26 protein-coding genes are annotated in these 22,713 nt (G+C 68.2%); 9 read left to right on the forward strand and 17 right to left on the reverse strand.

Going from position 1 to position 22,713, the window contains the following annotated elements:
• Positions 1 to 13: 13 nt before the first annotated feature.
• Genes cyoE through AAG801_RS06320 form a run of 4 tightly spaced genes read right to left on the reverse strand, consistent with a single transcriptional unit; the run spans position 14 to position 3,707 of the window.
• Positions 14 to 919: a heme o synthase gene (gene cyoE / locus AAG801_RS06305; RefSeq protein ID WP_099792684.1), complete on the reverse strand. Its 906-nt coding sequence runs from the start codon at positions 917 to 919 to the stop codon at positions 14 to 16.
• Positions 916 to 2,139 (reverse strand): COX15/CtaA family protein, encoded by a 1,224-nt coding sequence (locus tag AAG801_RS06310; RefSeq protein ID WP_341887655.1) that lies wholly within the window; start codon positions 2,137 to 2,139, stop codon positions 916 to 918. Before AAG801_RS06310 ends, cyoE begins: the two co-directional genes overlap by 4 nt.
• Positions 2,140 to 2,161: 22 nt before the next feature.
• Positions 2,162 to 2,845, reverse strand: a complete 684-nt coding sequence (locus AAG801_RS06315; RefSeq protein ID WP_341887656.1) for a hypothetical protein — start codon at positions 2,843 to 2,845, stop codon at positions 2,162 to 2,164.
• On the reverse strand, positions 2,829 to 3,707 hold the full coding sequence (locus tag AAG801_RS06320; RefSeq protein WP_341887657.1) for an SURF1 family protein: 879 nt from the start codon (positions 3,705 to 3,707) through the stop codon (positions 2,829 to 2,831). Before AAG801_RS06320 ends, AAG801_RS06315 begins: the two co-directional genes overlap by 17 nt.
• Before the next feature lie 27 nt (positions 3,708 to 3,734).
• Here AAG801_RS06320 and AAG801_RS06325 point away from each other — a divergent pair, with 27 nt between their 5' ends.
• On the forward strand, positions 3,735 to 3,965 hold the full coding sequence (locus AAG801_RS06325) for a twin transmembrane helix small protein (protein ID WP_062481367.1): 231 nt from the start codon (positions 3,735 to 3,737) through the stop codon (positions 3,963 to 3,965).
• An 80-nt stretch (positions 3,966 to 4,045) separates the two neighbouring features.
• Here AAG801_RS06325 and AAG801_RS06330 read toward each other — a convergent pair whose 3' ends face one another.
• The 8 genes from AAG801_RS06330 to AAG801_RS06365 all read right to left on the reverse strand — a co-directional run bounded on the left by AAG801_RS06330 (position 4,046) and on the right by AAG801_RS06365 (position 10,536).
• The gene (locus tag AAG801_RS06330) at positions 4,046 to 4,927 is read right to left on the reverse strand and encodes a cytochrome c oxidase subunit 3 (protein WP_101488728.1); all 882 of its coding nucleotides are present in this window, start codon (positions 4,925 to 4,927) and stop codon (positions 4,046 to 4,048) included.
• A gap of 81 nt (positions 4,928 to 5,008) precedes the next feature.
• The gene (locus AAG801_RS06335) at positions 5,009 to 5,176 is read right to left on the reverse strand and encodes a DUF2970 domain-containing protein (protein WP_099797201.1); all 168 of its coding nucleotides are present in this window, start codon (positions 5,174 to 5,176) and stop codon (positions 5,009 to 5,011) included.
• Between the two features lie 62 nt (positions 5,177 to 5,238).
• The gene (locus AAG801_RS06340) at positions 5,239 to 5,868 is read right to left on the reverse strand and encodes a cytochrome c oxidase assembly protein (protein WP_095950886.1); all 630 of its coding nucleotides are present in this window, start codon (positions 5,866 to 5,868) and stop codon (positions 5,239 to 5,241) included.
• A gap of 37 nt (positions 5,869 to 5,905) precedes the next feature.
• A complete protein-coding gene (locus AAG801_RS06345) occupies positions 5,906 to 6,022 on the reverse strand; it encodes a cytochrome oxidase small assembly protein (RefSeq protein ID WP_217493469.1) in 117 nt (38 codons plus the stop codon).
• A 40-nt stretch (positions 6,023 to 6,062) separates the two neighbouring features.
• Positions 6,063 to 7,700: a cytochrome c oxidase subunit I gene (ctaD, locus tag AAG801_RS06350; protein WP_341887658.1), complete on the reverse strand. Its 1,638-nt coding sequence runs from the start codon at positions 7,698 to 7,700 to the stop codon at positions 6,063 to 6,065.
• 43 nt (positions 7,701 to 7,743) lie between these two features.
• Positions 7,744 to 8,922, reverse strand: a complete 1,179-nt coding sequence (gene coxB / locus AAG801_RS06355; protein WP_101490187.1) for a cytochrome c oxidase subunit II — start codon at positions 8,920 to 8,922, stop codon at positions 7,744 to 7,746.
• Positions 8,923 to 8,981: 59 nt separating this feature from the next.
• Positions 8,982 to 9,458, reverse strand: a complete 477-nt coding sequence (locus tag AAG801_RS06360) for a DUF2244 domain-containing protein (RefSeq protein WP_099792703.1) — start codon at positions 9,456 to 9,458, stop codon at positions 8,982 to 8,984.
• Between the two features lie 163 nt (positions 9,459 to 9,621).
• Entirely contained in the window at positions 9,622 to 10,536 is a 915-nt protein-coding gene (locus AAG801_RS06365) for a biotin synthase (protein WP_101488726.1), read from the reverse strand.
• Between the two features lie 22 nt (positions 10,537 to 10,558).
• On the opposite strand from AAG801_RS06365, the gene AAG801_RS06370 reads away from it, so the two are divergent.
• From AAG801_RS06370 to AAG801_RS06380, 3 genes are all read left to right on the forward strand, one after another.
• A complete protein-coding gene (locus AAG801_RS06370; protein ID WP_341887659.1) occupies positions 10,559 to 11,275 on the forward strand; it encodes a ComF family protein in 717 nt (238 codons plus the stop codon).
• Positions 11,276 to 11,306: 31 nt separating this feature from the next.
• Positions 11,307 to 11,768: a tRNA (uridine(34)/cytosine(34)/5-carboxymethylaminomethyluridine(34)-2'-O)-methyltransferase TrmL gene (gene trmL, locus AAG801_RS06375; protein WP_341887660.1), complete on the forward strand. Its 462-nt coding sequence runs from the start codon at positions 11,307 to 11,309 to the stop codon at positions 11,766 to 11,768.
• A 124-nt stretch (positions 11,769 to 11,892) separates the two neighbouring features.
• Complete coding sequence (locus tag AAG801_RS06380; protein ID WP_341887661.1) at positions 11,893 to 12,183, forward strand: DUF4148 domain-containing protein; 291 nt, start codon at positions 11,893 to 11,895, stop codon at positions 12,181 to 12,183.
• Between the two features lie 28 nt (positions 12,184 to 12,211).
• On the opposite strand, the gene AAG801_RS06385 is transcribed toward AAG801_RS06380, so the two are convergent.
• Both AAG801_RS06385 and AAG801_RS06390 read right to left on the reverse strand, forming a co-directional pair.
• On the reverse strand, positions 12,212 to 12,682 hold the full coding sequence (locus tag AAG801_RS06385) for a MaoC family dehydratase (protein WP_099792714.1): 471 nt from the start codon (positions 12,680 to 12,682) through the stop codon (positions 12,212 to 12,214).
• 72 nt (positions 12,683 to 12,754) lie between these two features.
• On the reverse strand, positions 12,755 to 13,375 hold the full coding sequence (locus AAG801_RS06390) for a ParA family protein (RefSeq protein ID WP_341887662.1): 621 nt from the start codon (positions 13,373 to 13,375) through the stop codon (positions 12,755 to 12,757).
• Between the two features lie 92 nt (positions 13,376 to 13,467).
• Here AAG801_RS06390 and AAG801_RS06395 point away from each other — a divergent pair, with 92 nt between their 5' ends.
• Both AAG801_RS06395 and kefC read left to right on the forward strand, forming a co-directional pair.
• A complete protein-coding gene (locus AAG801_RS06395; RefSeq protein WP_341887663.1) occupies positions 13,468 to 14,220 on the forward strand; it encodes an NAD(P)H-dependent oxidoreductase in 753 nt (250 codons plus the stop codon).
• A gap of 2 nt (positions 14,221 to 14,222) precedes the next feature.
• A complete protein-coding gene (gene kefC / locus AAG801_RS06400) occupies positions 14,223 to 16,082 on the forward strand; it encodes a glutathione-regulated potassium-efflux system protein KefC (RefSeq protein WP_341887664.1) in 1,860 nt (619 codons plus the stop codon).
• A gap of 19 nt (positions 16,083 to 16,101) precedes the next feature.
• Here the strand turns inward: kefC and AAG801_RS06405 are convergent, their stop codons facing one another.
• Together AAG801_RS06405 and AAG801_RS06410 are read right to left on the reverse strand one after the other, a co-directional pair.
• Positions 16,102 to 17,052 carry a succinylglutamate desuccinylase/aspartoacylase family protein gene (locus AAG801_RS06405; protein ID WP_341887665.1) on the reverse strand — a complete coding sequence of 317 codons (951 nt, stop codon included), beginning with the start codon at positions 17,050 to 17,052 and terminating at the stop codon, positions 16,102 to 16,104.
• Positions 17,053 to 17,068: 16 nt separating this feature from the next.
• The gene (locus AAG801_RS06410; protein WP_341887666.1) at positions 17,069 to 18,070 is read right to left on the reverse strand and encodes a tripartite tricarboxylate transporter substrate binding protein; all 1,002 of its coding nucleotides are present in this window, start codon (positions 18,068 to 18,070) and stop codon (positions 17,069 to 17,071) included.
• A gap of 118 nt (positions 18,071 to 18,188) precedes the next feature.
• Here AAG801_RS06410 and AAG801_RS06415 point away from each other — a divergent pair, with 118 nt between their 5' ends.
• The gene (locus AAG801_RS06415) at positions 18,189 to 19,091 is read left to right on the forward strand and encodes a MurR/RpiR family transcriptional regulator (RefSeq protein WP_341887667.1); all 903 of its coding nucleotides are present in this window, start codon (positions 18,189 to 18,191) and stop codon (positions 19,089 to 19,091) included.
• A gap of 3 nt (positions 19,092 to 19,094) precedes the next feature.
• On the opposite strand, the gene AAG801_RS06420 is transcribed toward AAG801_RS06415, so the two are convergent.
• Complete coding sequence (locus AAG801_RS06420) at positions 19,095 to 19,970, reverse strand: amidohydrolase family protein (RefSeq protein ID WP_192193577.1); 876 nt, start codon at positions 19,968 to 19,970, stop codon at positions 19,095 to 19,097.
• A gap of 104 nt (positions 19,971 to 20,074) precedes the next feature.
• On the opposite strand from AAG801_RS06420, the gene AAG801_RS06425 reads away from it, so the two are divergent.
• Together AAG801_RS06425 and AAG801_RS06430 are read left to right on the forward strand one after the other, a co-directional pair.
• Positions 20,075 to 20,848, forward strand: coding sequence for a crotonase/enoyl-CoA hydratase family protein (locus tag AAG801_RS06425; protein ID WP_099792730.1), 774 nt, complete (start codon positions 20,075 to 20,077; stop codon positions 20,846 to 20,848).
• Positions 20,845 to 22,698, forward strand: a complete 1,854-nt coding sequence (locus tag AAG801_RS06430) for a feruloyl-CoA synthase (RefSeq protein WP_341887668.1) — start codon at positions 20,845 to 20,847, stop codon at positions 22,696 to 22,698. The genes AAG801_RS06425 and AAG801_RS06430 overlap by 4 nt, the downstream gene beginning before the upstream one ends.
• Positions 22,699 to 22,713 lie beyond the last annotated feature (15 nt).

The following is a 22,713-nucleotide window of genomic DNA, read 5'->3' on the forward strand; positions in this document are numbered from 1 at the left end:
GCAGACGGTCCGGTCAGCGGAGGTAATGGTCGACGAGCAGCGCCGCGAACAGCACGCTCAGGTGGATGAGCGAAAACCGGAAGGTCTTGCGCGCCAACGCGTCGGAGTAGTTGCGCCACAGCGCGAAGGCATAGCCGGTGAAGCCGATGCTCACGCCGATGGCCACCGCGAGGTAGAGCCAGCCGCTCATGCCGTAGATGAAAGGCATCAGGCAGGCGGCGAACAGAATGAAGGTGTACAGCAGCACCTGCAGCCGCGTGAACTCGTTGCCGTGCGTCACGGGCAGCATCGGCAGGCCGGCCTTGCGGTAGTCCTCGACGCGGTACAGCGCCAGCGCCCAGAAGTGCGGCGGGGTCCACAGGAAGATGATCAGGAACAGGATCAGCGCCTCGGGGCCGACGTCGCCCGTCATCGCCGACCAGCCCAGCACCGGCGGCATGGCGCCCGAGGCGCCGCCGATCACGATGTTCTGCGGCGTCAGCGGCTTCAGGATAACGGTGTAGATCACCGCGTAGCCGACGAAGGTGGCGAAGGTGAGCCACATGGTCAGCGGGTTGACCGTGAACCACAGCAGCGCCGAGCCCGCCGCGCACAGCAGGGCCGAGAACACCAGCGCCTGCATGTCGCTGAGCTGCCCGCGCGCCGTGGGGCGCCAGGCGGTGCGCTTCATCTTGGCGTCGATGCCCTTCTCGACCAGGCAGTTGAACGCCGCGGCCGCGCCGGCCACGAGCCAGATGCCGATGCAGGCCAGCACGCCGCGTTGCACGTCGGCCCACGACGGCAGGCCGGGCACGGCCAGCACCATGCCGATGAGCGCGCAGAACACGATCAGCTGCACCACGCGCGGCTTGGTGAGCGCGTAGAACTGGCGCAGCACGTTGGCGGTGCTGGTGTGCTGAACGGGGATCGGGGTGCTCACGCGGTGGCTTTCTTCGGTTGGGGGGTGCCGCGCGCATTGTCGACGGCGCGAGGAATCGGTGCAGCGGCGGCGCTTTCGCGGCGGCTTTCGCACAGCGCCCAGGTCAGGGCTACCGCCAACGCCGCGGCGCCGCCGGTGTGGAGCACGGCCGCGGCCAGCGGCCAGCCGAGCAGCACGTTGCCCAGGCCGGTGGCGAGCTGCAGCAGCGCCAGGCCGGCCAGCCAGTGCGCCTGCGCGCGCAGCGCCTCGAGGCGGCGCAGGCGCCAGGCCAGCAGGCCGAGCGCCACGAACACGGCGTACGCCATGAGGCGGTGCGCGTAGTGGATGGCGGTGAGCGCGGAAAAGTCGAGCGGCTGGCCGTCGCCGGTCACGCCGAGGTGGCGCCAGATCTCGAAGCCCTGCACGAAATTCATCGGCGGCCACCAGCTGTCCTGGCAGGTCGGGAACTGCGTGCAGGCCAGCACCGCGTAGTTGGTGCTGACCCAGCCGCCGAGCGCGATCTGCAGCACCAGCAGCACCGCCGTGGCGATCAACCCGTTGCGCAGGGCCGGCGACACGACCGTGGGCAGACGCTGTGCCGCCACCTGGCGGTAGCGCACGGCCTGGATGCACAGCAGCGCGAGCAGCACGATGGCGCCCATCAGGTGCATCGTGACGATGGCGGGGAACAGCTTCCAGGTGACGGTCATGGCGCCGAAGGCACCCTGCAGGCAGACCCAGACCAGCGTGGCCGCGGGCCACCAGGCGCTGAGCACGACGTGGTGGTGCGCGCTGTCGACCGGCGGCGCGGGCTGGCGCCGCTGGCGGCGGCGCACGATCCAGGTCGCGCCCGCGAGCGTGAGGATCAGCACCCCGACGCCAGTCGCGAGGTAGCGGTGGACCATCTCGATCCAGGCCTTGCTGTGCGTCACCGGGCCGGTCGGCTGGGCCGCCTGCGCCATGGCGATCTCGTGGCGCGCGCCGGCCGGGCTGGCGTTGCCGTAGCAGCCGGGCCAGTCGGGGCAACCCAGGCCCGAATCGGTGAGCCGCGTGAAGGCGCCGAACAGCGTGAGGTCGAAGGTAAGGAACAGCGTGAGCACGGTCAGCGCGTGCAGCCGCCGCGCCGGGCCGGAGCCGGCGTTGCGGCGCCACACCCAGAGCAGCGGGCCGAGCGCGAGCAGCACGCCGGCGGCCATCATCCAGGCGATCGGCGTGAGGTCGTAGAGGGAGCTCGTGTCCATCGGGCGATTGTTCGTGCGGGGCTCAGCGCCCCGCTTCGTCCCACGAGGACGAGGCGCGCAGCAGGCGGTCGATGTCGCGCTTGGCGCGGCTCGCGCCGGCGGCGTCCATGCGGGCCGGGAAACGCATCATCCAGTTGCCCATCGGATCAACCACGTAGAGGTGCTCGGGCAGCGTGTGGCCCTTCACGGGCGCGAGCCAGCGGGCGAGTTGCTCGGCCGGCACGCGCAGCACGGTCGCGCCGTGCAGGCCGTTGGTCAGGCGCTCGGGCACGGGCGCCGCGTCGCTCACGAGCCAGACGCGGTCGAGGCGGTCTTTTTCGCGGCCCAGGCTCTCGCGCAGCTGGCGCTGCAGGTACAGCTGCTGCTCGCACAGCGCGTCGCAGGCCGCATCGGCCACCGCCACCAGCAGCCACTGGCCCTTGAGCGTGGCCAGCTCGACCGGCGCACCGTTGCGGTCGGTCACGGTCAGGCGGGGCATCTCGTGCTGTGGATCGATCAGCTCGCCGTACACGCTGCGGCCCTCGGGCCGGATCACGTAGTAGGTGAAGTACGAGGCGATGACGGGTGCCGCGCACATCAGCAGCACGGCGATCATCTTCCAGCGCCCGTGGACAGTGCGGCGGTTCTCGGCTTCGTCGAGCGCCTGGCCTGGCGACGGCATCGAGTGCACGGTCAGGCCCAGCGGCTCGTCAGAGGCCGCGGCCATCGCGTGCGCGGCGCCGCGCGCGCCGGAAGGGGGAGATGAATTGGAACCAGACATAGAGGATGACAACGAGGGCCGACAGGCCGAACCACTGGAATGCGTAACCGTAGTGCCTCTCGAGGCCCAACGCCGGGGCCGGCCAGTCGCGCTGCAGGCCCTCGGACGCCGGCCCGCTCTGCTGCAGCGACACGTCGGTGCGCAGCGGCAGCTGGGTCTCGGCACGGAATGCCTCCAGGTCGAGATTTTGCCGGATGGGGGAAGACCCCTGAATGCCCGGTGCCGGAGCGGTGGGGCCGGAAGCGGCCGGGGCCGGCGCAGGGGCCGATGCAACGGGCGCCGGTGCGGCCTTTGAGCCGAGTTCGAACAGGTGGCTCGGCGGCGGCTCGATCAGCGCCGTGAGTTCGACGATACCGGGCGGCGTCTCGACCACACCGAGCTGCGTGCGGTCGACGAAATTGCGCTGCACCCAGCCGCGCTGGACCATCACGGTCTGCTCGCTGCCTTCGAGTGCGAACGGCGTCAGCACGTAGAAGCCCGGCGTGCCGTGCATCTGGCGGTTGTCCAGGTAGACCGTCTGCGCCGTGAGCCACAGGCCGCGCAGCTGCACCGGCCGGTGCAGCTCGCCGACCGCTTCGCTCAGTGCCAGGAACTCCGCCTGCGACAGCGGGGGCTTTTGCTTCTGCGCATCGATGCGGGCCTGCAGCGCTTCTTTCTGCGCGGCGCGCGAGAGCTGCCAGCGGCCCAGCGACACGGTGGCCGCCAGCGCCAGCACGGCCGCCAGCGTAACGACCAGGAAACGGCCCCGGCCTGCGCGGCGGCGCGGCGTGGCAGAGGAGACAAGGGGCTCGGGAGGCTCGGAGGTCACTGGAGCGGACGGGGCGTGCGGCCGATAATGCGGGTCATGAAATACTTCGTCGCCCTGATCTTTCTGGGCATCTTCGCGAGCCTCGCCTTCGCGCTCTACTTCATGCTGAAGGACGGTCGCGACGGGCAAAACAAACGCGGGGGCATGGCCCGCGCGCTCACCTTTCGGATCGGCCTGTCGGTCTTTTTGTTCCTGTGCATGCTGCTGGCCTGGAAACTCGGCTACATCCAGCCCACCGGGCTCCCGCTCGGGAAGTAGCAGATGGTGCTCGTTCCACGAGAACCATGAAAAAGGCGCCTTACGGCGCCTTTTTTCTGGAATGCCGTGAGGTTTGTCGCTCAAAGCCAATAGACCAGCACGTACAGGCCCAGCCAGACCACGTCCACGAAGTGCCAGTACCAGGCGGCGCCTTCGAAGCCGAAGTGACGCTCGGCGGTGAAGTGGCCCTTCTGCAGGCGCAGCGTGATGAACAGCAGCATCAGCATGCCGATGAACACGTGCAGGCCGTGGAAGCCGGTCAGCATGAAGAAGGTCGAACCGTAGGTGCCCGACGTGAGCTTGAGGTTCAACTCGGTGTACAGGTGGAAGTACTCGTAGCCCTGCACGGTCAGGAAGATCACGCCCAGCAGCACGGTGAGCCACATGAAACGGATGCACTGTGCGCGGTGGTCGGCGCGCAACGCGTGGTGGGCGATGGTCAGCGTCACGCCCGAGCTCAGCAGCAGCGCGGTGTTGATGGTCGGCAGCCAGAACGGGCCGACGGTCTGGAACGGCTCGATGATGCCGGCCGGTGAACCGGTGACACCGGCCGCAACGCTAGGCCACACGGCCTTGAAGTCGGGCCAGAGGATCGCGTTGTCCAGGCTGCCGAGCGTCGGCAGCGCGTGGGTGCGGGCCCACCACAGCGCCGTGAAGAAGGCGCCGAAGAACATCACTTCCGAGAAGATGAACCAGCTCATGCTCCAGCGGTACGAGAGGTCGATCTTGTGGCCGTACTGGCCGCTCTCGCTCTCGCCGACGGCGGCACGGAACCACACGAAGAGCGTGCCGAGCCAGATCACCATGCCCAGCAGCAGCGACCAGGCGCCCCACTGGTGGCTGTTGATCCATTGCCCCGCGCCGAGGATCACGAAGAACAAGCCGATCGCGGACACGACCGGGTAGGCCGAGGGTCCGGGCACGAAGTAGTAGGGCGTGGTGCCGTGGGTGGTTGAACTCATATCAGCTCCTGGCTTTCTTTCTTCTCTCGATTCAATGATTCTGGAGATCGTGGTTTTTATCTTCGGCTCAGCAGGCAGCGCTCAGGCGGTCGCGACCACATGCCGCACCAGCAGCACCAGCCCGACCACGAAGACGATCACTGCGGCAAACGCCACCACGATGACGTGCAGCGGATTGAGCTTGCCCAGGTCTTCCTTGTAGGCGCTGTTGCGGCGCACCCCGAAGAACGACCAGCCCACCGCCTTCATCGTGTCCCACAGCGTGGGCTTGCGACGCGACGCTTCGGGCGCGGGCGATGGAGGTGGGGAACTCACGAGCGCGGCTCATCGGCGACAACATGCGAAACAGCGGCCACCGGGGCCGGAGGCGTCTTGCCGCCCACCTCGAAGAAGGTGTACGACAGCGTGATGGTCTTGACGTCCTTCGAGATCTTCGGATCGATCACGAAGGCGACCGGCCACTGCTTCTTCTCGCCCGCATCGAGCGTGTACTGGTTGAAGCAGAAGCACTCGAGCTTGTTGAAATGCGCCGCGGCCTGCTGCGGCGCGTAGCTCGGGATGGCCTGCGCGGCCATGCGGCGGTTCTGCGTGTTCTGGAACTCGTACATCACCGTGTTCAGCTGGCCCGGGTGCACTTCGATGAAGCGCTCGGCCGGCTTGAAGTCCCAGAGGCCGCCGCGCACGTTGGAGTCGAACTCGACCTTGATCGTGCGGGTCATGTCGACCTGCGTGTTGTCCGGGACGCGCACGTTCTTGGCACCGCTGGCGCCGCCCGGCACCTGGAGCTCGGAGAGCGCGAGGATGTTGATGCCGGTCATTTCGCAGATCGCGCGGTACATCGGCACCAGCGCATAGCCGAAGGCGAACATGCCGCAGGTCACCACGGCCAGCTTGCCGACCATGCGGACGTTGGCGCGGCGGATGCGTTGGCCGAGGCTCATGCTGTTGCTTCCGTTCAGGGCGTGCGATGCGGCGCGGTCAGCGTCCGCTGAACCAGACCATGCGGACGATGAAGCCGATGAAGAAGATCACCGCGATGGAGGCCAGCGTGAGCCCCATGCGTCGGTTGTTCTTTCTTTGTTCGGGCGTTGTCATCGTCGTGCAATTGCTGTGCTTGTTCGGCGTGCGCGGGTGATCAGCCGATCACCTTGGTGGCGGTCACGTCGAGCTTGGGCGGGTTCTCGAAGGTGTGGAACGGGGCCGGCGACGGCACTTCCCACTCGAGGCCTTCGGCCGCTTCCCAGGGCTTCTGCGAAGCCTTCTCACCCTTGCCGCGCATGGTGGGCAGCACGATGAAGAGGAAGAAGTACACCTGCGCGAAGCCGAAGAAGAAGGCACCGACCGACGCAAGTGCGTTGAAGTCGGCGAACTGCATCGGGTAGTCGGCATAGCGTCGCGGCATGCCGGCCAAGCCCAGGAAGTGCATCGGGAAGAAGGTCACGTTGAACGAGATCAGCGACCACCAGAAGTGCACCTTGCCGCGCGTTTCGTTGTACATCACGCCGGTCCACTTGGGCACCCAGTAGTAGAAGCCCGAGAACATGGCGAACAGCGAGCCGGCCACCAGCACGTAGTGGAAGTGGGCCACCACGTAATACGTGTCCTGCAGCTGCGTGTCGATCGGTGCGACCGCGAGGATCAGGCCGGTGAAGCCGCCCATCGTGAACACGAAGATGAAGCCGACCGCGAACAGCATGGGCGTCTCGAAGGTCATCGAGCCCTGCCACATGGTGGCGATCCAGTTGAAGATCTTCACGGCCGTGGGCACGGCGATCAGCATGGTCGCGTACATGAAGAACAGCTGGCCCGTGAGCGGCATGCCGGTCGTGAACATGTGGTGGGCCCACACGATGAACGACAGAATGGCGATCGACGAGGTGGCGTACACCATCGAGGCGTAGCCGAAGAGCTTCTTGCGGGCGAAGGCCGGGACCACCTGGCTGATGATGCCGAAGGCCGGCAAGATCATGATGTAGACCTCGGGGTGGCCGAAGAACCAGAAGATGTGCTGGTACATCACCGGGTCGCCGCCGCCGGCGGGGTTGAAGAAGCTGGTGCCGAAGTGGCGGTCGGTCAGCGTCATCGTGATGGCGCCTGCGAGCACGGGCATCACGGCGATCAGCAGGTAGGCGGTGATGAGCCAGGTCCAGCAGAACATCGGCATCTTCATCAGCGTCATGCCGGGGGCGCGCATGTTCAGGATGGTGACGATGATGTTGATCGAACCCATGATCGACGAGGCGCCCATGATGTGCATCGCGAAGATGCCGGCGTCCATCGAGGGGCCCATCTGCAGCGTGAGCGGTGCGTACAGCGTCCAGCCGGCTGCGGGCGCGCCGCCGGGCATGAAGAACGAACCCGCCAGCATGATGGCCGCCGGGATCAGCAGCCAGAAGCTGAAGTTGTTCATGCGCGCGAACGCCATGTCGGATGCGCCGATCTGCAGCGGGATCATCCAGTTCGCGAAGCCCACGAAGGCCGGCATGATCGCGCCGAACACCATGATCAGGCCGTGCATGGTGGTGAACTGGTTGAACAGCTCGGGGTTCACCAGTTGCAGACCGGGCTGGAACAGCTCGGCGCGGATCAGCAATGCGAGCACGCCGCCGATCATCAGCATCGTGAAGCTGAACAGCAGGTAGAGCGTGCCGATGTCCTTGTGGTTGGTCGCGAACACCCAACGGCGCCAGCCGGTGGGCGCGTGGTGGTCGTGATGCTCGTCGTGTGCGTGGCCGCCTGGGGCGTGACCGTGGGGGTCGAGGACTGCGCTCATGTCGTTGTTCCTTGCAATTTCTTCTTCGCGGGGCGCCGTCGGATCACTTGCCGCGCAGGGCCAGCACTTCAGCCGGTTGCACCAGCTGGCCGGTCTTGTTCGACCAGCTGTTCTTGGTGTAGGTGGCCACGGCCGCGAGATCGGTGTCGCTCAGCTGTTTCCAGGCAGGCATGGCACCGTTGTTCTGGCCGTTGAGCAGCACCAGCAGCTGCACCTTGTGGTCGGAGTCGGTCACCTTGGCTGCGCCGTCGAGCGGCTTGATCGGGCCTGCGCCCTTGCCGTTGGCCTGGTGGCAGGCTGCGCAGTTGGAGGCGTAGACCTTCTCGCCGCGTGCCAGCATGTCGGGCAGCGTCCAGACCTTGGTCGGGTCGTCGAGCTTGGCGGCGGCTTCCTTGCGCTTGGTAGCGACCCAGGCCGTGTAGTCGGCCGAGGAGACCACCTTCACGTGGATCGGCATGTAGGCGTGTTCCTTGCCGCACAGTTCCTGGCACTGGCCGTAGTAGTCGCCCACGGTCTCGGCGCGGAACCAGGTGTCGCGCACGAAGCCGGGAATGGCGTCCTGCTTGAGGCCCAGCTGCGGCACGGCGAAAGCGTGGATCACGTCGTTCGCGGTGGTGATGATGCGGACCTTCTTCTGCACCGGCACGACCATCGGGTTGTCGACCTTGAACAGGTAGTCGTCTGGCATCGCGCCCTTGGCGCCTGCGTCGGACATTGCGCGCTGCGAGCTGTCGAGCGTGGAGATGAAGGCCAGGCCCTCGCCTTCGCCGTTCAGGTAGTCGTAGCCCCACTTCCACTGGTAGCCGGTGGTCTTGATCGTGAGGTCGGCGTTGGTGGTGTCCTTCTGGGCCACCAGCACCTTGGTGGCGGGCAGCGCCATCACGATCACGATGAGGAAGGGAACGATGGTCCAGATGACCTCGACCACCACCGATTCATGGAAGTTGGCCGCCTTGTGGCCGACCGACTTGCGGTGCTTCCAGATGGAATAGAACATCACCGCGAACACGGCGATGAAGATGACCGTGCAGATGATCATCATGATCGTGTGGAGCAGATGCTGCTCCTGCGCGATCTTGGTCACGCCGACCGGAAGATTCAGCTGGCGCACCGAAGGGCCGCCGGGCAGATCGTTGACTGCGTGCGCCGCGTTGCTGAACGCCGCGCCGGCCGCCAGCAACAGATTCGCCGGCCTGTACTTATTGCGCCAAATGCTCTTCATCGTGTTCACGTTTCTTCAATTTTTCGAAAACCCAACCGTGCAGCACCGCGCGAGCCCCCTCAGGCGCCACGCAACGCCATGCGAATCTCGCGCGCCAATGCGGCTCGCAACTCCGGGCGTACATAGCGCCCCACCCTGACCGATCGACCCTGCCCCGAGACCTCGATCAGTGAACGATCGCCGGTCTGCGGTTCGATCCGCACCTGGTGCGGAAGAAATTCTGTGCGCTCGTAGTGCCCACCGTTCTCGAGCTCCACGACGAGGCGTCCGCCTTGCAGCGCGATCCGTTCGCCATCGGTGGCATGCCGCGCGTACATCATGAACGCAAAGCCCACCGCGGCCAGTTCGAGCCAGGCGAATGGCAAAACCAGCGGCGCACCGTGCAGCCAGAACACCATGCCCGTTCCCAGAGATACCACGCACAGCGAGGCGTAGAGCCAGGCCAGCTGGCTCGGCGTCACCGAGCAATTTCGTTTCAGGAACCAGTGGATGTTCTGGCCTGAGACGGTGGCAAAACGAAACACGGAATTCGACACGGGCGAGTTCAGCAAATCGGTGCGTCGATGGTGGCCAAACCCCTCGTACAAACAGGATCCGACACCCCTCGATCACGGGACAATACCCGCGAGTTTCACGCAACGGCGGATTGTAGCGGGTAGAGCGCGGGCCCCGCGCACCGAATGAGGGCTGCCGGGTCGCTCAGGCGCCAGGGCGGCCGCGCTGGAGCATCGATCGCATCTCGCGCAACGACACCGCGCTCTCGGGCGACAGCGCGACGCGCGGCGTCGGCTTGAAGGCGTGGCCGTAGATGACCTCGAAGGTCAGCGCGATGCGGCCCTCGCCTTCCGCGGCCGGCGCCAGCTCGGGCAGGGCCTGCTTGAGCGACCGGTGCCAGGCCTTGCCGCGCAGTGCGGGGAAGCGCGCCGGATGCAGGTTGCGCCCCAGGGTGCGCAGCTCGGCCAGCGCGGCCTCGGGCGTGGCCCAGGTGAGCACGATGCGCTCCATGTCCATCACGGGCTCGGCGAAGCCGGCGTGCACGAGCATGTCGCCCCAATCGTGCATGTCGGTGTATTCATGGCCGGCGGCGGGCCAGCCGAGGCGGGCATGCAGCGCCCGCAGCTCGCGCACGGTGTCCGGGCCCAGGCAGGAAAACATCAGGAAGCCGTTGGTCGCGACCAGCCGGTGCCACTGCGCGATGAGCGCCTCGGGGTCGGCCGCCATGTGCAGCGACATGTTGGCCCAGAGCAGGTCGACGCCGTCTTCGGGCGTGGCGTCGAAGCGGGCCTTGCCGCCCTGCCAGCGGCGCGCGCTCCACCAGGGCGCGGTCAGCGCCTCACCGGTCCGTTCGGCCAATGCGGGTTCGGGTTCGATGACGAAGGCTTCGGCGTCGCGGTAGCGGCGGGCCAGCAGTGCGTGGGCTTCGAGGCCGCCGCGCAGCGGCGACCAGTCGGCCCAGGTGCGGGGCTGGGCCTTGATCCATTGCAGCCGGTCTTCCATCCGGCGGCCGATTTCCTCGTGCAGCCAGGGCGAGCCCTCGGCGGGCGCGAGCCGGCGCCAGCGGTCGGCCGCCGTGGGATCGATGGTCGGCGGTCTTCTTGCGGGGTCGGTGGCCATGGGGCCGTGAGTATATTGAGGCATGCACAACCGCCGGGCCCTGAGGCCTTTCACCTCATTGCTTGCGCGGCTGCCCAGCCAGTGCGAGGTCTGCCGCGCCTGGCCCGCACAGCGCGTGTGCGACGCCTGCGTGGCGCGTTTTGCGCCGCCGACCGCGCGCTGTGGGGGCTGCGCCCTGCCGATGCCCGAGGGCGTGGCCCGCTGTGGCGAATGCATCAAGCACCCGCCGCCGCTCGACGCCTGCCTCGCGGCCTGCACCTATGCCTGGCCGTGGCCCGATTGCATCGCCCAGTTCAAGTTTCGCGGCGAGGCAGGCTGGGCCGGTCCGCTGGCCACCCTGCTGCGCAGCGCGCCGTGGGTGGAACCGGCGCTGGAGCAGTGCGACCTCGTGCTGCCGATGCCGCTGGCGCCCGGCCGACTGGGCGAGCGCGGCTTCAACCAGGCGCACGAGCTCGCGCGCCGGCTGGCCCCCACCAAGACCGACGCCACCCTGCTGCTGCGCACGCGCGACACGCCCGCACAGAGCGGCCTGCCGCGCGCCGACCGGCTGCGCAACCTGCGCGGGGCCTTCGCCGTGGAGCCGATGCGCGCCGATGGCCTGCAGGGCCGGCGCGTGGTGCTGGTGGACGACGTGATGACCAGCGGCGCCTCGCTGTTCGCCGCGGCCGCCACCTTGCGCCTCGCCGGCGCGGCGCACATCACCGGCGTGGTGCTGGCGCGGACCGATCCGCCGCGCTGAACCCGCCGGCGGCGCCCGCGACAATCGGCGCATGTTCCATATCGTCCTGGTCCACCCTGAAATTCCGCCGAACACCGGCAACGTGATCCGGCTCGCGGCCAACACCGGCTGCACGCTGCACCTGGTGGAGCCGCTCGGCTTTTCGATGGACGACCGCCTGCTGCGCCGCGCCGGGCTCGACTATCACGAGTACGCCGAAGTGAAGCGCCACGCCGACTGGGCCGCGCTGCTGGCCACGCAGCAACCGCCGCCCGACCGCATGTTCGCGCTGACCACGCGCGGCACGCGCGCCGTGCATGACGTGCGCTTTCAGCCCGGCGACTGGCTGGTGTTCGGTTCGGAAACCGCCGGCCTGCCGCCGCCGATCCGCGACGGCTTTGCAGAACCGCAGCGCCTGCGGCTGCCGATGCGCGCCGGCCAGCGCAGCCTGAATTTGTCGAACGCGGTGGCGGTCACGGTGTTCGAGGCCTGGCGGCAAAACGGTTTCGCCTGACGGCCATTCAGCCCCTCACACGGCAGGGGCACATCCGATCGGCGCTGCGCAGCGTATGGGAAGACATGCCGGTGATTCGCACCGGCATCCGTCCCCTCAACGCTGACTGCCAAGGAGTCCCGCCATGCACACCACTTTGCGCCTCGTCACGCTCGCCGCCCTCGCCTTCACCGGCGGCGCCCACGCCTTCCAGGGCGAGCAGAACCCGCTGCCGCCCGCGCCCTTCCAGTCGTCGCTGACGCGCGCCCAGGTGCAGGCGCAAGCCATGCAACCGCTGCAGATCAGCAACGGCGGCACCGGCGTGGCCCGCCCGACCGCGGGCAACGTCGACCGCGCCGCGGTGCGCGCGAGCGCCGTCGGCATCACCCGACAGGGCGCGGCCACCTACGGCGAGGTCACCGACCGCCGGATGTAAAGAGAAGCAGAGAAGAAGAAAAAACCGCTCAGGGAAAACGACGCACGACCGACTCGGCGACGCACGCCGGCTTGGCAGCGCCTTCGAGTTCGATGGTGGTTTCCCAGGTCATCTGCAGGCCGTCGTTGGGAATCGGCTCGGCGCTCAGCAGCTTCATGCGCGCGCGCAGGCGCTGGCCCACCGGCACCGGCGACATGAAGCGCACGCGGTTGAGGCCGTAGTTCACGCCCATGCGCGACTCGACCACGTCGATCGCCGTCTCGAAGAACTTCGGCAGCAGCGACAGCGTGAGAAAACCATGCGCGATCGGCGCGCCGAAAGGGCCGGACTTGGCCCGCTCCACATCGACGTGGATCCACTGGTGGTCGCCGGTGGCCTCGGCGAACTGGTTCACCTGCTGCTGCGTCACGGAAATCCAGTCGCTCACGGCGACTTCCTGGCCGACGCAGGCGGCGAGATCCTGAAGGGTCTGGAATGTCTTTTTGGTCATGCGGGGCATTCTGGTGCCAAGGGCACGGGGCTGGCTGTCGGACTTGCGACAACCGGGAATCGGGGAAATCCGGGGGTCCGTTCAGGCGTCGAGCCATTCGCAGATCGGCTGCCATTGCTCCAGGTCCCGCTGCACGCGGCCCGGCGCGATGTCGAACAGCGTGAGCCCGCGCGCCGCCAGCTGCACGTAGTTCTGCGTGTCGCGCAGCTCGCCCAGCACGGGCACGCCGAGGCCGGCAATGAACTCGTGCAGCCGGTCGGCCGCCAGCGTGCGGGCGTTCACGCGCATGCCGACGAGGCCGATGCGGGTCTTTTCGGCGCGGCGGCTTTCCATCAGGCGGTCGAGAAAATCGCGCGTGGCGTAGATGTCGAAGATGCTCGGCTGCAGCGGCACGATCACGCGGTCGGCCAGCGCCAGCACCTCCTTGAAGCGCCAGCCGTGCAGGCCGGCCGGCGTGTCGAGCACCGCATGCGTGGTGCCGCGCGGCGGGCGCACTACGGTGCTGTCGCCGGTGGCTTCCCAGGTGGCGATGGGGCGGACCTGCGGCGGGCGCAGGCCGAGCCACAGCCGCGAAGACTGCTGACGGTCCACGTCGCCGAGCATCACGGCATGGCCGCGGCTCGCGAAATAGCCCGCGATGTTCGTTGCAATCGTCGACTTGCCCACGCCACCCTTGGGATTGGCGACCAGAACCACCGGCATGAGGATCTCCTCCAGAACTGGGACAGGGCTGGATGGTAGTCGCCCCGGGTTGCGCGTCGGCGGCAGAGGGCCGTCTGCGTTATGTTCGCCACATGACGACAACAACATCCTCGGAGAACCCCGCTGGCGCCGCGAAAGCGGCCGGCAGCATCTATGTGCTGGCCGCCCACCCGCACTGGCGCGACTCGCGCGTGAACCGCCGCTTGTTCGCCGCGTCACAGCGCGTGCCCGGCGTCGACGCGAACGACCTCTACGGCAGCTACCCCGATTTCGCCATTGACGTCGAGGTCGAACGCGAGCGCTTGGCACGTGCGGACCTCGTGGTGTTGCTGCACCCGATCCAGTGGTACTCGATGCCGCCGCTGCAAAAGCTCTGGCTCGACGACGTGCTCGGCTACGGCTGGGCCTACGGCCCCGGCGGCACGGCCCTGCAGGGCAAGGACTGCTGGCTGGTCGCCACCACCGGCGGCCCCGAGCCGAGCTATCACCCGCAAAGCTACAACCGCTATTTCTTCGACGCCTTCCTGCCGCCCTACGAGCAGACCGCCGCGCTGTGCGGCATGCGCTTCCTGCCGCCGCTGCTGCTGCACGGCGCACGCCGCGCCAGCGAGGCCGAGGTGACCGCGCATGTCGAGATGTTCGTGCAGCGCCTGGAGAGCTACCCGGTCTGGCCGGAGATGGACGAGCTCGATGCCTGCATCGCCTGCCCGGTGCCCGAGACCGACCGCCCCGCCGAATCCGACGACGTGAACAAGCTGGTGGCCGGCGCCTTCCACAGCGCGATGACGCACGGCCTGGCCGTCGCCAACGGCAGCACCCACAGCACCAGCAACAAGGCGGCCTGAGCATGGAACACGCACCCGCCTGGCTGACCAGCAGCCTGATCTATTTGGGCGCCGCCGTGCTGGTGGTGCCGCTGTCGAAGTTCCTCGGGCTCGGCTCGATCATCGGCTACCTCGTGGCCGGCATCGCCATCGGCCCCTGGGGCCTGGGCCTCGTGTCCAGCGTGGAAGACGTGCTGCATTTCGCCGAGTTCGGCGTGGTGCTGATGCTGTTCCTGGTGGGCCTGGAACTCGAACCCAAGCGCCTGTGGAGCCTGCGCCGGCCGATCTTCGGCTGGGGTTCGGCGCAGGTGCTCAGCTGCGCGGCGGTGCTGTTCGCTGCCGGCTGCGCCGTGGGCGCGCCGTGGCGCGTGGCGCTGGTGGCCGCGCTCGGGCTGGCGCTGTCGTCCACCGCCATCGCGCTGCAGGTGTTCGGCGAACGCAACCTGCTGAAGACGCCCAGCGGCCAGGCCGGCTTCTCGATCCTGCTGTTCCAGGACGTGGCCGCGATTCCAATCCTTGCGCTGCTGCCGCTGCTGGCCAGTGCCACGGCGGCCGAGCAGTCCATCAGCGGGCTGGACCGCGCGCTCGAGGCGCTGAAGATCGTCGGCGTGATCGCCGGCATCATCCTCGGCGGCCGGCTGCTGCTGCGCCCGATCCTGCGCTGGATCGCGCGCAGCGACACGCCCGAGATCTTCACCGCCGCCGCGCTGCTGCTGGTGGTGGCCATCGCCGCGCTGATGCAGTTCGTCGGCCTGTCGATGGCGCTGGGCGCCTTCCTGGCTGGCGTGCTGCTGGCCGAAAGCGAATACCGGCGCGAACTCGAGACCGACATCGAACCCTTCAAGGGCCTGCTGCTGGGGCTGTTCTTCATCGCGGTGGGCATGTCGATCAACTTCGGCGTGCTGGTGGCCAACCCCTGGGTCATGGCGGCGCTGGTGCTGAGCTTCCTGGCGATCAAGCTGGTCGTGATCTATGCGCTGGCCAAGGCCATGGGCCTGGCCTACCAGGAGCGGCCGGTGTTCACGCTGCTGCTGGCGCAGGGCGGCGAGTTCGCCTTCGTGGTGTTCCAGGCCGCCGGGCCCGACGTGCTGCCGCCCCAGACCACCTCGCTGCTGATCGGCGCGGTGGCGCTGTCGATGCTGCTGTCGCCGCTGCTGCTGGTGCTGCTCGACAAGTTCGTGCTGCCGCGCTACAGCCGCACGGGCGGGGCGCAACTCGACGAAATCTCGGAGCAGCAGGACGCCAAGGTGCTGATCTGCGGCTTCGGCCGCTACGGCCAGATCGTCGGTCGCCTGCTGATGTCGCAGGGCCTGCAGGTGACGGTGCTCGACCACGACGCCGACACCGTCGAAGGCCTGCGCCAGTTCGGCTTTCGCGTGTTCTACGGCGACGCCACGCGGCTCGACCTGCTGCGCACCGCGGGCGCGGGCACGGCGCGCGCCATCGTGGTGGCGGTGGACGACATCGAGCAGTCGCTGGACATCGTCGACCTGGTGCGCGAGAACTTTCCGCAGGCGCGCATCGTGGCGCGTGCGCGCAACGTGACCCACCTGTTCCAGCTGCGCGACCGCGGCGTGCAGGACATCGAGCGCGAGGTGTTCGAGTCGTCGCTGCGCAGCGGTCGTTCGACGCTGGAAGCGCTGGGCTGGCCGGCGGCCGAGGCGCGCGAGGCGTCGATGCGTTTCCGCCAGCGAAACCTCAAGCTCAGCGACGAGATCTACCCGCACTACAAGGACCGCGCCAAGCTGATCGCCGCCAACAAGGCGGGCCGCCAGCAGTTCGAGGAACAGATGGCGCGCGAGCGCGAAGAGCGCAAGCTGCGCTCGGGGCAGGACTGGGACCGGCTCGGCGAAGACGAGCCGGGCGACGCGAAGGCGCCCTGAGGTCAGCCTCCCGGCCGCGTCAGACCGGCACGGTCAGGTACACGCCCTCGCGACCGATCACCGGCGCGCGGGTCGGCATGAAGATCGTGCAGCCGTCGCAGGGCGAGCGGATCTCGCGCCCGGCCTGCACCGCGATCAGTGCGTCCTTGTCGAAGGTCTCGAAACCGAGCACGGGCCGCACGAAGGCGAAGTCGTCCGAGGTCACCATGTGGACCTCGAGCAGCCGGAAGCGGCGTGCGGACACCGCCACGCGCAGCACCGGGTCGATGAGCCCGAGGTGCGCCAGAAAGCGCAGTGACACGTCGGTGGCCAGGGCGGCCGCCGACTGTGCGAAGTGCTGGCCGCACTCGACCACCACCGCACCGCCGTCGATGCCCGGCTCGCCGTGGCGGCCGTACGCCGTCACGCCTGTGCCGGGCGCGGCGCCGACAGGCATCACAAGGTGCACCGGCGGACCGCCGACGGCCTGCGCCAAGCCTGCATTGCGCTCGAACTCCGGGTAGACCCAGAAGGGCTGCACGGGCGCGCGCGTGGAATGGATGTCCAGCACGTAGTCGGCCGCGTCGAGCACCGGCCGCAGTTCGCGCGCACGGCGCAGCTCGGGGCTGTGCTCGGTGCCGTCGAGCAGCGCGGGTGACCAGATGCGGTTCAGGTTGTGCACCAGCTGGCGGTTCTCGTAGGGCCGTGCGATGTCGAAGGCCTCGTAGGCCTCGACGTTCGCAAAGCTCACGGTCAGCGTGCCGATCTTCGGGCGCACGCCGTGGTCGAGCAGGTGCGTGGCCGCGACCATGCCGCAGATCTCGTTGCCGTGCGTGAGCGCGTTGATGAGCACGTGCGGGCCGGGCTTGCCCGACGCGAAGCGGTGCACGTAGTCGATGCCGGTGTTGCCCTGCCGGTAGGCCGAGAGGTCGCGCGGCAGCACTTCCAGCGGGGCGGTGTCGGGTGCGAAGGCCTGCAGTGTCTGCGTCATGAAACCAGCCGCCCGCTCACTCGCCGCGGATGCCGGCGCGCTTGACCATCTCGCCGTACAGCGCGAGCCGCTCCGACATCATGGCCGTGAACTGCGCGGGCGACTGCGCCTCGGGCGCGAGCGAACCGCGCGCCACCAGCCCCTCGACCATCGCCGGCTGCTCGGCCACCGTGCGCACCGCCTTGTGCAGCGCGGCGATGACGTCGGGCGGCGTCTTCGCGGGCGCGGCCAGGCCGATCCACGACGTAGTGTTCAGCACCGGGTAGCCCAGTTCGGCGAAGGTCGGCACGTCGGGCAGCGCCGCGACGCGCGTGGGCGAGGCCACGGCCAGTGCGCGCAACTTGCCGGCCTGGATGTGCGGCAGGAAGGGCGCGAGGTTGTCCAGGCCGAACTGCACTTCGTTCGAGATCAGCGCGGTCACCAGCGGGCCGCCGCCGCGATACGGCACGTGCGTGGCGTTGAGCTGAAGCTGCGACTTCATCAACTCGACGTTGAGCTGGCCCATGCTGCCCGGCCCGGCGCTGCAGAAGTTGAGCTCGCCCGGGCGCGACTTCACCAGCGCCACGAACTCCTTGAAGGTCTTGGCGGGCACGGCCGGATTGACGAGCAGCACGTTGATGGAGCGCGCGAGCTGGCTGATCGACAGGAAATCCTTGATCGGGTCGTAGCCCGGGTTGGCCTGCGTCAGCGGGTTGGCCAGGTGCGAGCTCTGCGACGACACCACGAGCGTGTAGCCGTCGGGCTTGGCACGCGCCACCTGCGCGCTGGCGATGGAGCCGCCGGCGCCGGCACGGTTGTCGATGACCACCGGCGTGCCCAGCGCCTTCGACAGCGGCTCGGCGTACAGCCGCGCGATCAGGTCGACCGAGCCGCCGGCCGGGAACGGCACCACCAGCGTGACCGGGCGGTACGGAAAGGCCTGGGCACGCGCCGACAGGGGCAGCAGCGCCGCCGTCAGGCCGGCGCCGAGGATCTCGCGCCGACGGAGGGCGGGCACAGCGGGGGTGGTGGAACGCATGGCAAGGTCTTTCTGCAGGGGACGGCGGGCGGGCAGAGGTTCGGCCCGGATTTGTGCATTCATTTTTGCAAGGAGACTCTATTTTTGCAATACTCATTGCAAACATGAGGTTTCTCCGATGCCGCACGCAGACACCCCCGCCGCTCCCAGCCTGAACCAGCGCATCTCGGGCTACGGCAAGAAGCTCACGAAGAGCGAGCGACGCCTCATCGAGGAGTTGCAGGCGCACCACCCGCAGGGGCTGCTCGAATCTGCAACGAGCCTTGCAAGAAAAGTGGGCACCAGCGCCTCGACCGTGGTGCGGCTGCTCGCCAAGCTGGGCTACACGAGCTACGCGCAGGCGCAGATGGAAGCACGCGCCGAAGTCACCGCCCTGCTCGCTTCGCCCGCCACGCGCGCCGACGCGGTCATCGGCGACGACACCTCGGTGCGCAGCTGCCTCGACAACGCGCTGCTGCACGACCAGCACAACCTGGCCGCCACCTTCGCGGCGCTCGACGTGAGCGCCTTCGAGGCGGCGGTGAAGCTGCTCACGCAGCGCAAGGTGCGCGTGCATGTGCTCGGGCAGCGGCACGGCGTGCCGCTGGCCAGCCACCTGGCGCTGCACCTGAACCTGTGCCTGCCCGATGTGCGGCTGCTGAGCGGCGCGGGCCCGCTGCCGCTCGAAGACCAGCTGCTGCGCATCGACGAGCACGACCTGCTGCTCACGCCCACCTTTCGCCGCCATTCGCTCGCGATTGCGCGCACGGCCGCGTACTTTCGCGCGCGGGGCGCGAAGGTCGTCATGGTCACCGACAGCCCCACGGCGCCCGCCGCGGCCTCGGCCGATCATTTGCTGCTGGTGCGCACCTCCAGCGCGTCGCCGTTCGATTCGTACACGGCGGCGCTGTCGGTCTGCAATGCGTTGATCACCGCGGTGGCGCAACGCCGAAAGAAAGAACTGGCCGTCGCGTTCGAACGCGGCGCGCCGCTGTGGGAGCCGCAGTGGAACGACGCGGCGCCCCGCGCCTCCTCCTCCTGAACCTCAGGCCGCCGGGGTCTCGAGCTTCAGCAACCGCACCGCGTTGTCCTTGAGGATGCCGGGCATCACCTCGGGCTTGAAGCCGGCCGCCTCGAAGTCGCGCATCCAGCGGTCGGGCGTGATCAGCGGGTAGTCGCTGCCGAACAGGATGCGGTCTTTCAGCAGCGTGTTGGCGTACTGAACGAGCTGCTTCGGAAAGTACTTGGGGCTCCAGCCCGACAGGTCGATCCACACGTTGGGCTTGTGCGTGGCCACGCTCAGCGCCTCGTCTTGCCAGGGAAAGCTGGGGTGGGCCATGACGATCTGCATGTCGGGAAAGTCGATCGCCACGTCGTCCAGGTGCATCGGGTTGCTGTATTCGAGCCGCAGGCCGCCGCCGCAGCGCATGCCCGAGCCGATGCCGCTGTGGCCGGTGTGGAAGATGGCCGGCAGCTTGTATTCGGCAATCACCTCGTAGATCGGCCAGGCCATGCGGTCGTAGGGATGAAAGCCCTGCACCGTCGGGTGAAACTTGAAGCCCTTCACGCCGTGTTCCTCGATGAGCCGGCGCGCCTCGCGCGCGCCCATCTTTCCCTTGTGCGGATCGATGCTGCCGAAGGCAATCATGATGTCGCTGTTCTGTGCCGCGGCCTCGGCGATCTCTTCGTTCGGGATGCGCCGGCGGCCCATGTTCGACTCCGCGTCGACCATGAACATCACCAGCCCGATCTTTCTTTCACGGTAGTACGCCACGCTCTCGGCGATGGTGGGGCGCCCGCTCGAGCCGAAGTACTTGTCGGCGGCGCGGTCGTATTCCTCGCCGTAGTTGTCGAAAGGGTTCCAGCAACTCACTTCAGCGTGGGTGTGGATGTCGATCGCAATCAGGTTCCGTGGGTCCATGTCGTTGTCTCCGGTTCGGGTAAATCCCTAGGATTCGGGAGGCTCCAATGCCTTGAATTGATTATTTCTCATAACCATAATCCAACGCAACCCCGGACACCCTCATGACCCATCCAGACCTCCACCTCGACATCCGCGACGACGTCGCCATCGTTCGTCTCACGCGCGGCGCCAAACGCAACGCGCTGTCCGACGGCCTGATCCTCGCGCTGCGCAACACCTTCGAGACGCTGCCCGCCACCGTGCGCGCGGCCGTGCTCGACGGCGAGGGCCCGCATTTCTGCGCCGGCCTGGACCTGAGCGAGCTCAAGGAGCGCGACGCCGGCCAGGGCATGCAGCACTCGCGCCTGTGGCACAGCGCGCTCGACCTGATCCAGCACGGCCCGGTGCCGGTGGTGGCGGCGCTGCACGGCGCGGTGGTCGGCGGCGGGCTCGAGCTGGCCACGGCCTGCCACATCCGCGTGGCCGACCGCTCCACCTTCTACGCGCTGCCCGAAGGCTCGCGCGGCATCTTCGTGGGCGGCGGCGGCTCGGTGCGCATCCCCAAGCTGATCGGCGTGGCGCGCATGACCGACATGATGATGACCGGCCGCGTCTACAACGCCGAAGACGGCGAGCGCGCCAACTTCGCGCAGTACCTGGTCGACGAAGGCACCGCTTTCGACAAGGCCTTCGAGCTCGCCAAGCGCATCGCCACCAACGCACCGCTCACCAACTACGCGCTGATGCACGCGCTGCCGCGCATCGCCGAGCAGTCGGCCGACCACGGCTTCTTCACTGAGGCACTCATGTCCGGCATCGTCCAGGCCGCGCCCGAAGCCAAGGAACGCGTGCGCGACTTCCTCGAAGGCCGCGGCGCCAAGGTGAGCAAGGGATGACCGCCGTCCGATACCGCCCGCTGGCCTTCGGCGTGACGCGCGCGCTGCTGCGCGGCGGCGCGCCGGGCACGCGCTACCTCACGGCCGAGACGCCGCTGCAGGCCTACCGCGAACGCATGACCGACCGGCTCGCGCACTGGGCACAGGTCGCGCCCGAGCGCACCTTCATCGCGCGCCGCGAACGCCTGCCCGACGGCCGCACCGGCGACTGGCTGCGCGTGAGCTATGCGCAGGCGCTGGAAGAAGCGCGCGGTATCGGACAAGCCCTGCTCGATCGCGGCCTGAACGCCGAGCGCCCGGTCGCGATCCTCAGCGAGAACGGCATCGAGCACGCGCTGCTCGCGCTGGGCTGCCTCTACGCCGGCGTGCCCTACTGCCCGGTGTCGCCGCCCTACTCGATCGTGAGCCAGGACTTCGACAAGCTGCGCCACGTGTTCGACACGCTCACGCCCGGCCTGGTGTTCGCGTCTGACGCCGCGCGCTTCGCCCGTGCCATCGAAGCCACCGTGCCCGCCGACACCGAGGTCGTGCTCGCCGAAGGCACGCTCGCGGGCCGCGCCACCACGCGTTTCGACGTGCTCGCCGCCACGCCGGCCACGCCCGCCATCGACGCGGCAATGCAGGCCACCGGCCCCGACACCATCACCAAGTTCCTCTTCACCTCGGGCTCGACCAAGATGCCCAAGGCGGTGATCAACACGCACCGCATGTGGTGCGCCAACCAGCAGCAGCTGCGCCAGTCGATTCCCGCTTTGGGCGACGAGCCGCCAGTGCTGGTCGACTGGCTGCCCTGGAACCACACCTTCGGCGGCAACCACAACGTGGGCATCGTGCTGGACAACGGCGGCACGCTGTACATCGACGACGGCAAGCCCACGCCCGCCGGCATGGCCGAGACGCTGCGCAACCTGCGCGAGATCGCGCCCACCATCTACTTCAACGTGCCCACCGGCTTCGAGGCGATCGCGAACGCGATGGAAAGCGACGCCGTGCTGCGCCGCAACCTGCTGTCGCGCGTGAAGATGTTCTTCTACTCGGGCGCCGCGCTCGCGCAGCCCGTGTGGGACAGCCTGCACCGCACGCAGGAAGCGGAAGTCGGCGAGCGCATCGTCATGGGCACCGGCCTGGGCATGACCGAGTCGGGCCCCTTCGCGCTGTACGTGACCGGCCCCGACGTGAAGTCGGGCGACGTGGGCCTGCCCGCGGCCGGCATCGAGCTCAAGCTGATCGAGGTCGACGGCAAGACCGAGGTGCGCTACCGCGGCCCCAACATCACGCCCGGCTACTGGCGCGCGCCCGAAGCCACCGCCGAGGCCTTCGACGACGAGGGCTTCTTCTCCACCGGCGATGCGGTGAAGTGGATCGCCGACGACGACATCCACCGCGGCCTGCGCTTCGACGGCCGCATCGCCGAAGACTTCAAACTCGCCACCGGCACCTTCGTGAGCGTGGGCCCGCTGCGCGCGAAGATCATCGCGGCCGGCTCGCCTTATGTGCAGGACGCGGTGCTGACTGGCATCAACCTGAAGGAAGTCGGCGCGCTGATCTTCCCGACGCAGAAGGTGCGGCAACTCGCCGGTCTGAGCGCCGACGCGACGATGCAGCAGGTGCTCGAAAGCGCGCCCGTGCAGGCGCACTTCCAGCAGGTGGCCAACGACCTGGCCGCCATGGGCACCGGCAGCGCCAACCGCATCGCGCGGCTGCACCTGATGGCCGAGCCGCCGTCGATCGACAAGGGCGAAGTGACCGACAAGGGCTCGATCAACCAGCGCGCCGTGCTCAAGCACCGCGCCGCGCTGGCCGACGCGCTGCACGCCGACACGCTGCCTTTCACGCTCAAGCCCCGCTAACCCCATTCAGGAGAC

This window comes from Variovorax sp. YR752 (assembly GCF_943372545.1).

What these genes read in the sequence shown, in the direction of transcription:
- AAG801_RS06310 (WP_341887655.1), bottom strand. Translation starts at nt 2,139, where the DNA reads ATGGACACGAGCTCCCTCTACGACCTCACGCCGATCGCCTGGATGATG.
- AAG801_RS06315 (WP_341887656.1), bottom strand. Translation starts at nt 2,845, where the DNA reads ATGGCCGCGGCCTCTGACGAGCCGCTGGGCCTGACCGTGCACTCGATG.
- AAG801_RS06325 (WP_062481367.1), top strand. Translation starts at nt 3,735, where the DNA reads ATGCGGGTCATGAAATACTTCGTCGCCCTGATCTTTCTGGGCATCTTC.
- AAG801_RS06330 (WP_101488728.1), bottom strand. Translation starts at nt 4,927, where the DNA reads ATGAGTTCAACCACCCACGGCACCACGCCCTACTACTTCGTGCCCGGA.
- AAG801_RS06335 (WP_099797201.1), bottom strand. Translation starts at nt 5,176, where the DNA reads ATGAAGGCGGTGGGCTGGTCGTTCTTCGGGGTGCGCCGCAACAGCGCC.
- AAG801_RS06340 (WP_095950886.1), bottom strand. Translation starts at nt 5,868, where the DNA reads ATGAGCCTCGGCCAACGCATCCGCCGCGCCAACGTCCGCATGGTCGGC.
- AAG801_RS06345 (WP_217493469.1), bottom strand. Translation starts at nt 6,022, where the DNA reads ATGACAACGCCCGAACAAAGAAAGAACAACCGACGCATGGGGCTCACG.
- ctaD (WP_341887658.1), bottom strand. Translation starts at nt 7,700, where the DNA reads ATGAGCGCAGTCCTCGACCCCCACGGTCACGCCCCAGGCGGCCACGCA.
- coxB (WP_101490187.1), bottom strand. Translation starts at nt 8,922, where the DNA reads ATGAAGAGCATTTGGCGCAATAAGTACAGGCCGGCGAATCTGTTGCTG.
- AAG801_RS06365 (WP_101488726.1), bottom strand. Translation starts at nt 10,536, where the DNA reads ATGGCCACCGACCCCGCAAGAAGACCGCCGACCATCGATCCCACGGCG.
- AAG801_RS06370 (WP_341887659.1), top strand. Translation starts at nt 10,559, where the DNA reads ATGCACAACCGCCGGGCCCTGAGGCCTTTCACCTCATTGCTTGCGCGG.
- trmL (WP_341887660.1), top strand. Translation starts at nt 11,307, where the DNA reads ATGTTCCATATCGTCCTGGTCCACCCTGAAATTCCGCCGAACACCGGC.
- AAG801_RS06380 (WP_341887661.1), top strand. Translation starts at nt 11,893, where the DNA reads ATGCACACCACTTTGCGCCTCGTCACGCTCGCCGCCCTCGCCTTCACC.
- AAG801_RS06385 (WP_099792714.1), bottom strand. Translation starts at nt 12,682, where the DNA reads ATGCCCCGCATGACCAAAAAGACATTCCAGACCCTTCAGGATCTCGCC.
- AAG801_RS06390 (WP_341887662.1), bottom strand. Translation starts at nt 13,375, where the DNA reads ATGCCGGTGGTTCTGGTCGCCAATCCCAAGGGTGGCGTGGGCAAGTCG.
- AAG801_RS06395 (WP_341887663.1), top strand. Translation starts at nt 13,468, where the DNA reads ATGACGACAACAACATCCTCGGAGAACCCCGCTGGCGCCGCGAAAGCG.
- kefC (WP_341887664.1), top strand. Translation starts at nt 14,223, where the DNA reads ATGGAACACGCACCCGCCTGGCTGACCAGCAGCCTGATCTATTTGGGC.
- AAG801_RS06405 (WP_341887665.1), bottom strand. Translation starts at nt 17,052, where the DNA reads ATGACGCAGACACTGCAGGCCTTCGCACCCGACACCGCCCCGCTGGAA.
- AAG801_RS06410 (WP_341887666.1), bottom strand. Translation starts at nt 18,070, where the DNA reads ATGCGTTCCACCACCCCCGCTGTGCCCGCCCTCCGTCGGCGCGAGATC.
- AAG801_RS06415 (WP_341887667.1), top strand. Translation starts at nt 18,189, where the DNA reads ATGCCGCACGCAGACACCCCCGCCGCTCCCAGCCTGAACCAGCGCATC.
- AAG801_RS06420 (WP_192193577.1), bottom strand. Translation starts at nt 19,970, where the DNA reads ATGGACCCACGGAACCTGATTGCGATCGACATCCACACCCACGCTGAA.
- AAG801_RS06425 (WP_099792730.1), top strand. Translation starts at nt 20,075, where the DNA reads ATGACCCATCCAGACCTCCACCTCGACATCCGCGACGACGTCGCCATC.
- AAG801_RS06430 (WP_341887668.1), top strand. Translation starts at nt 20,845, where the DNA reads ATGACCGCCGTCCGATACCGCCCGCTGGCCTTCGGCGTGACGCGCGCG.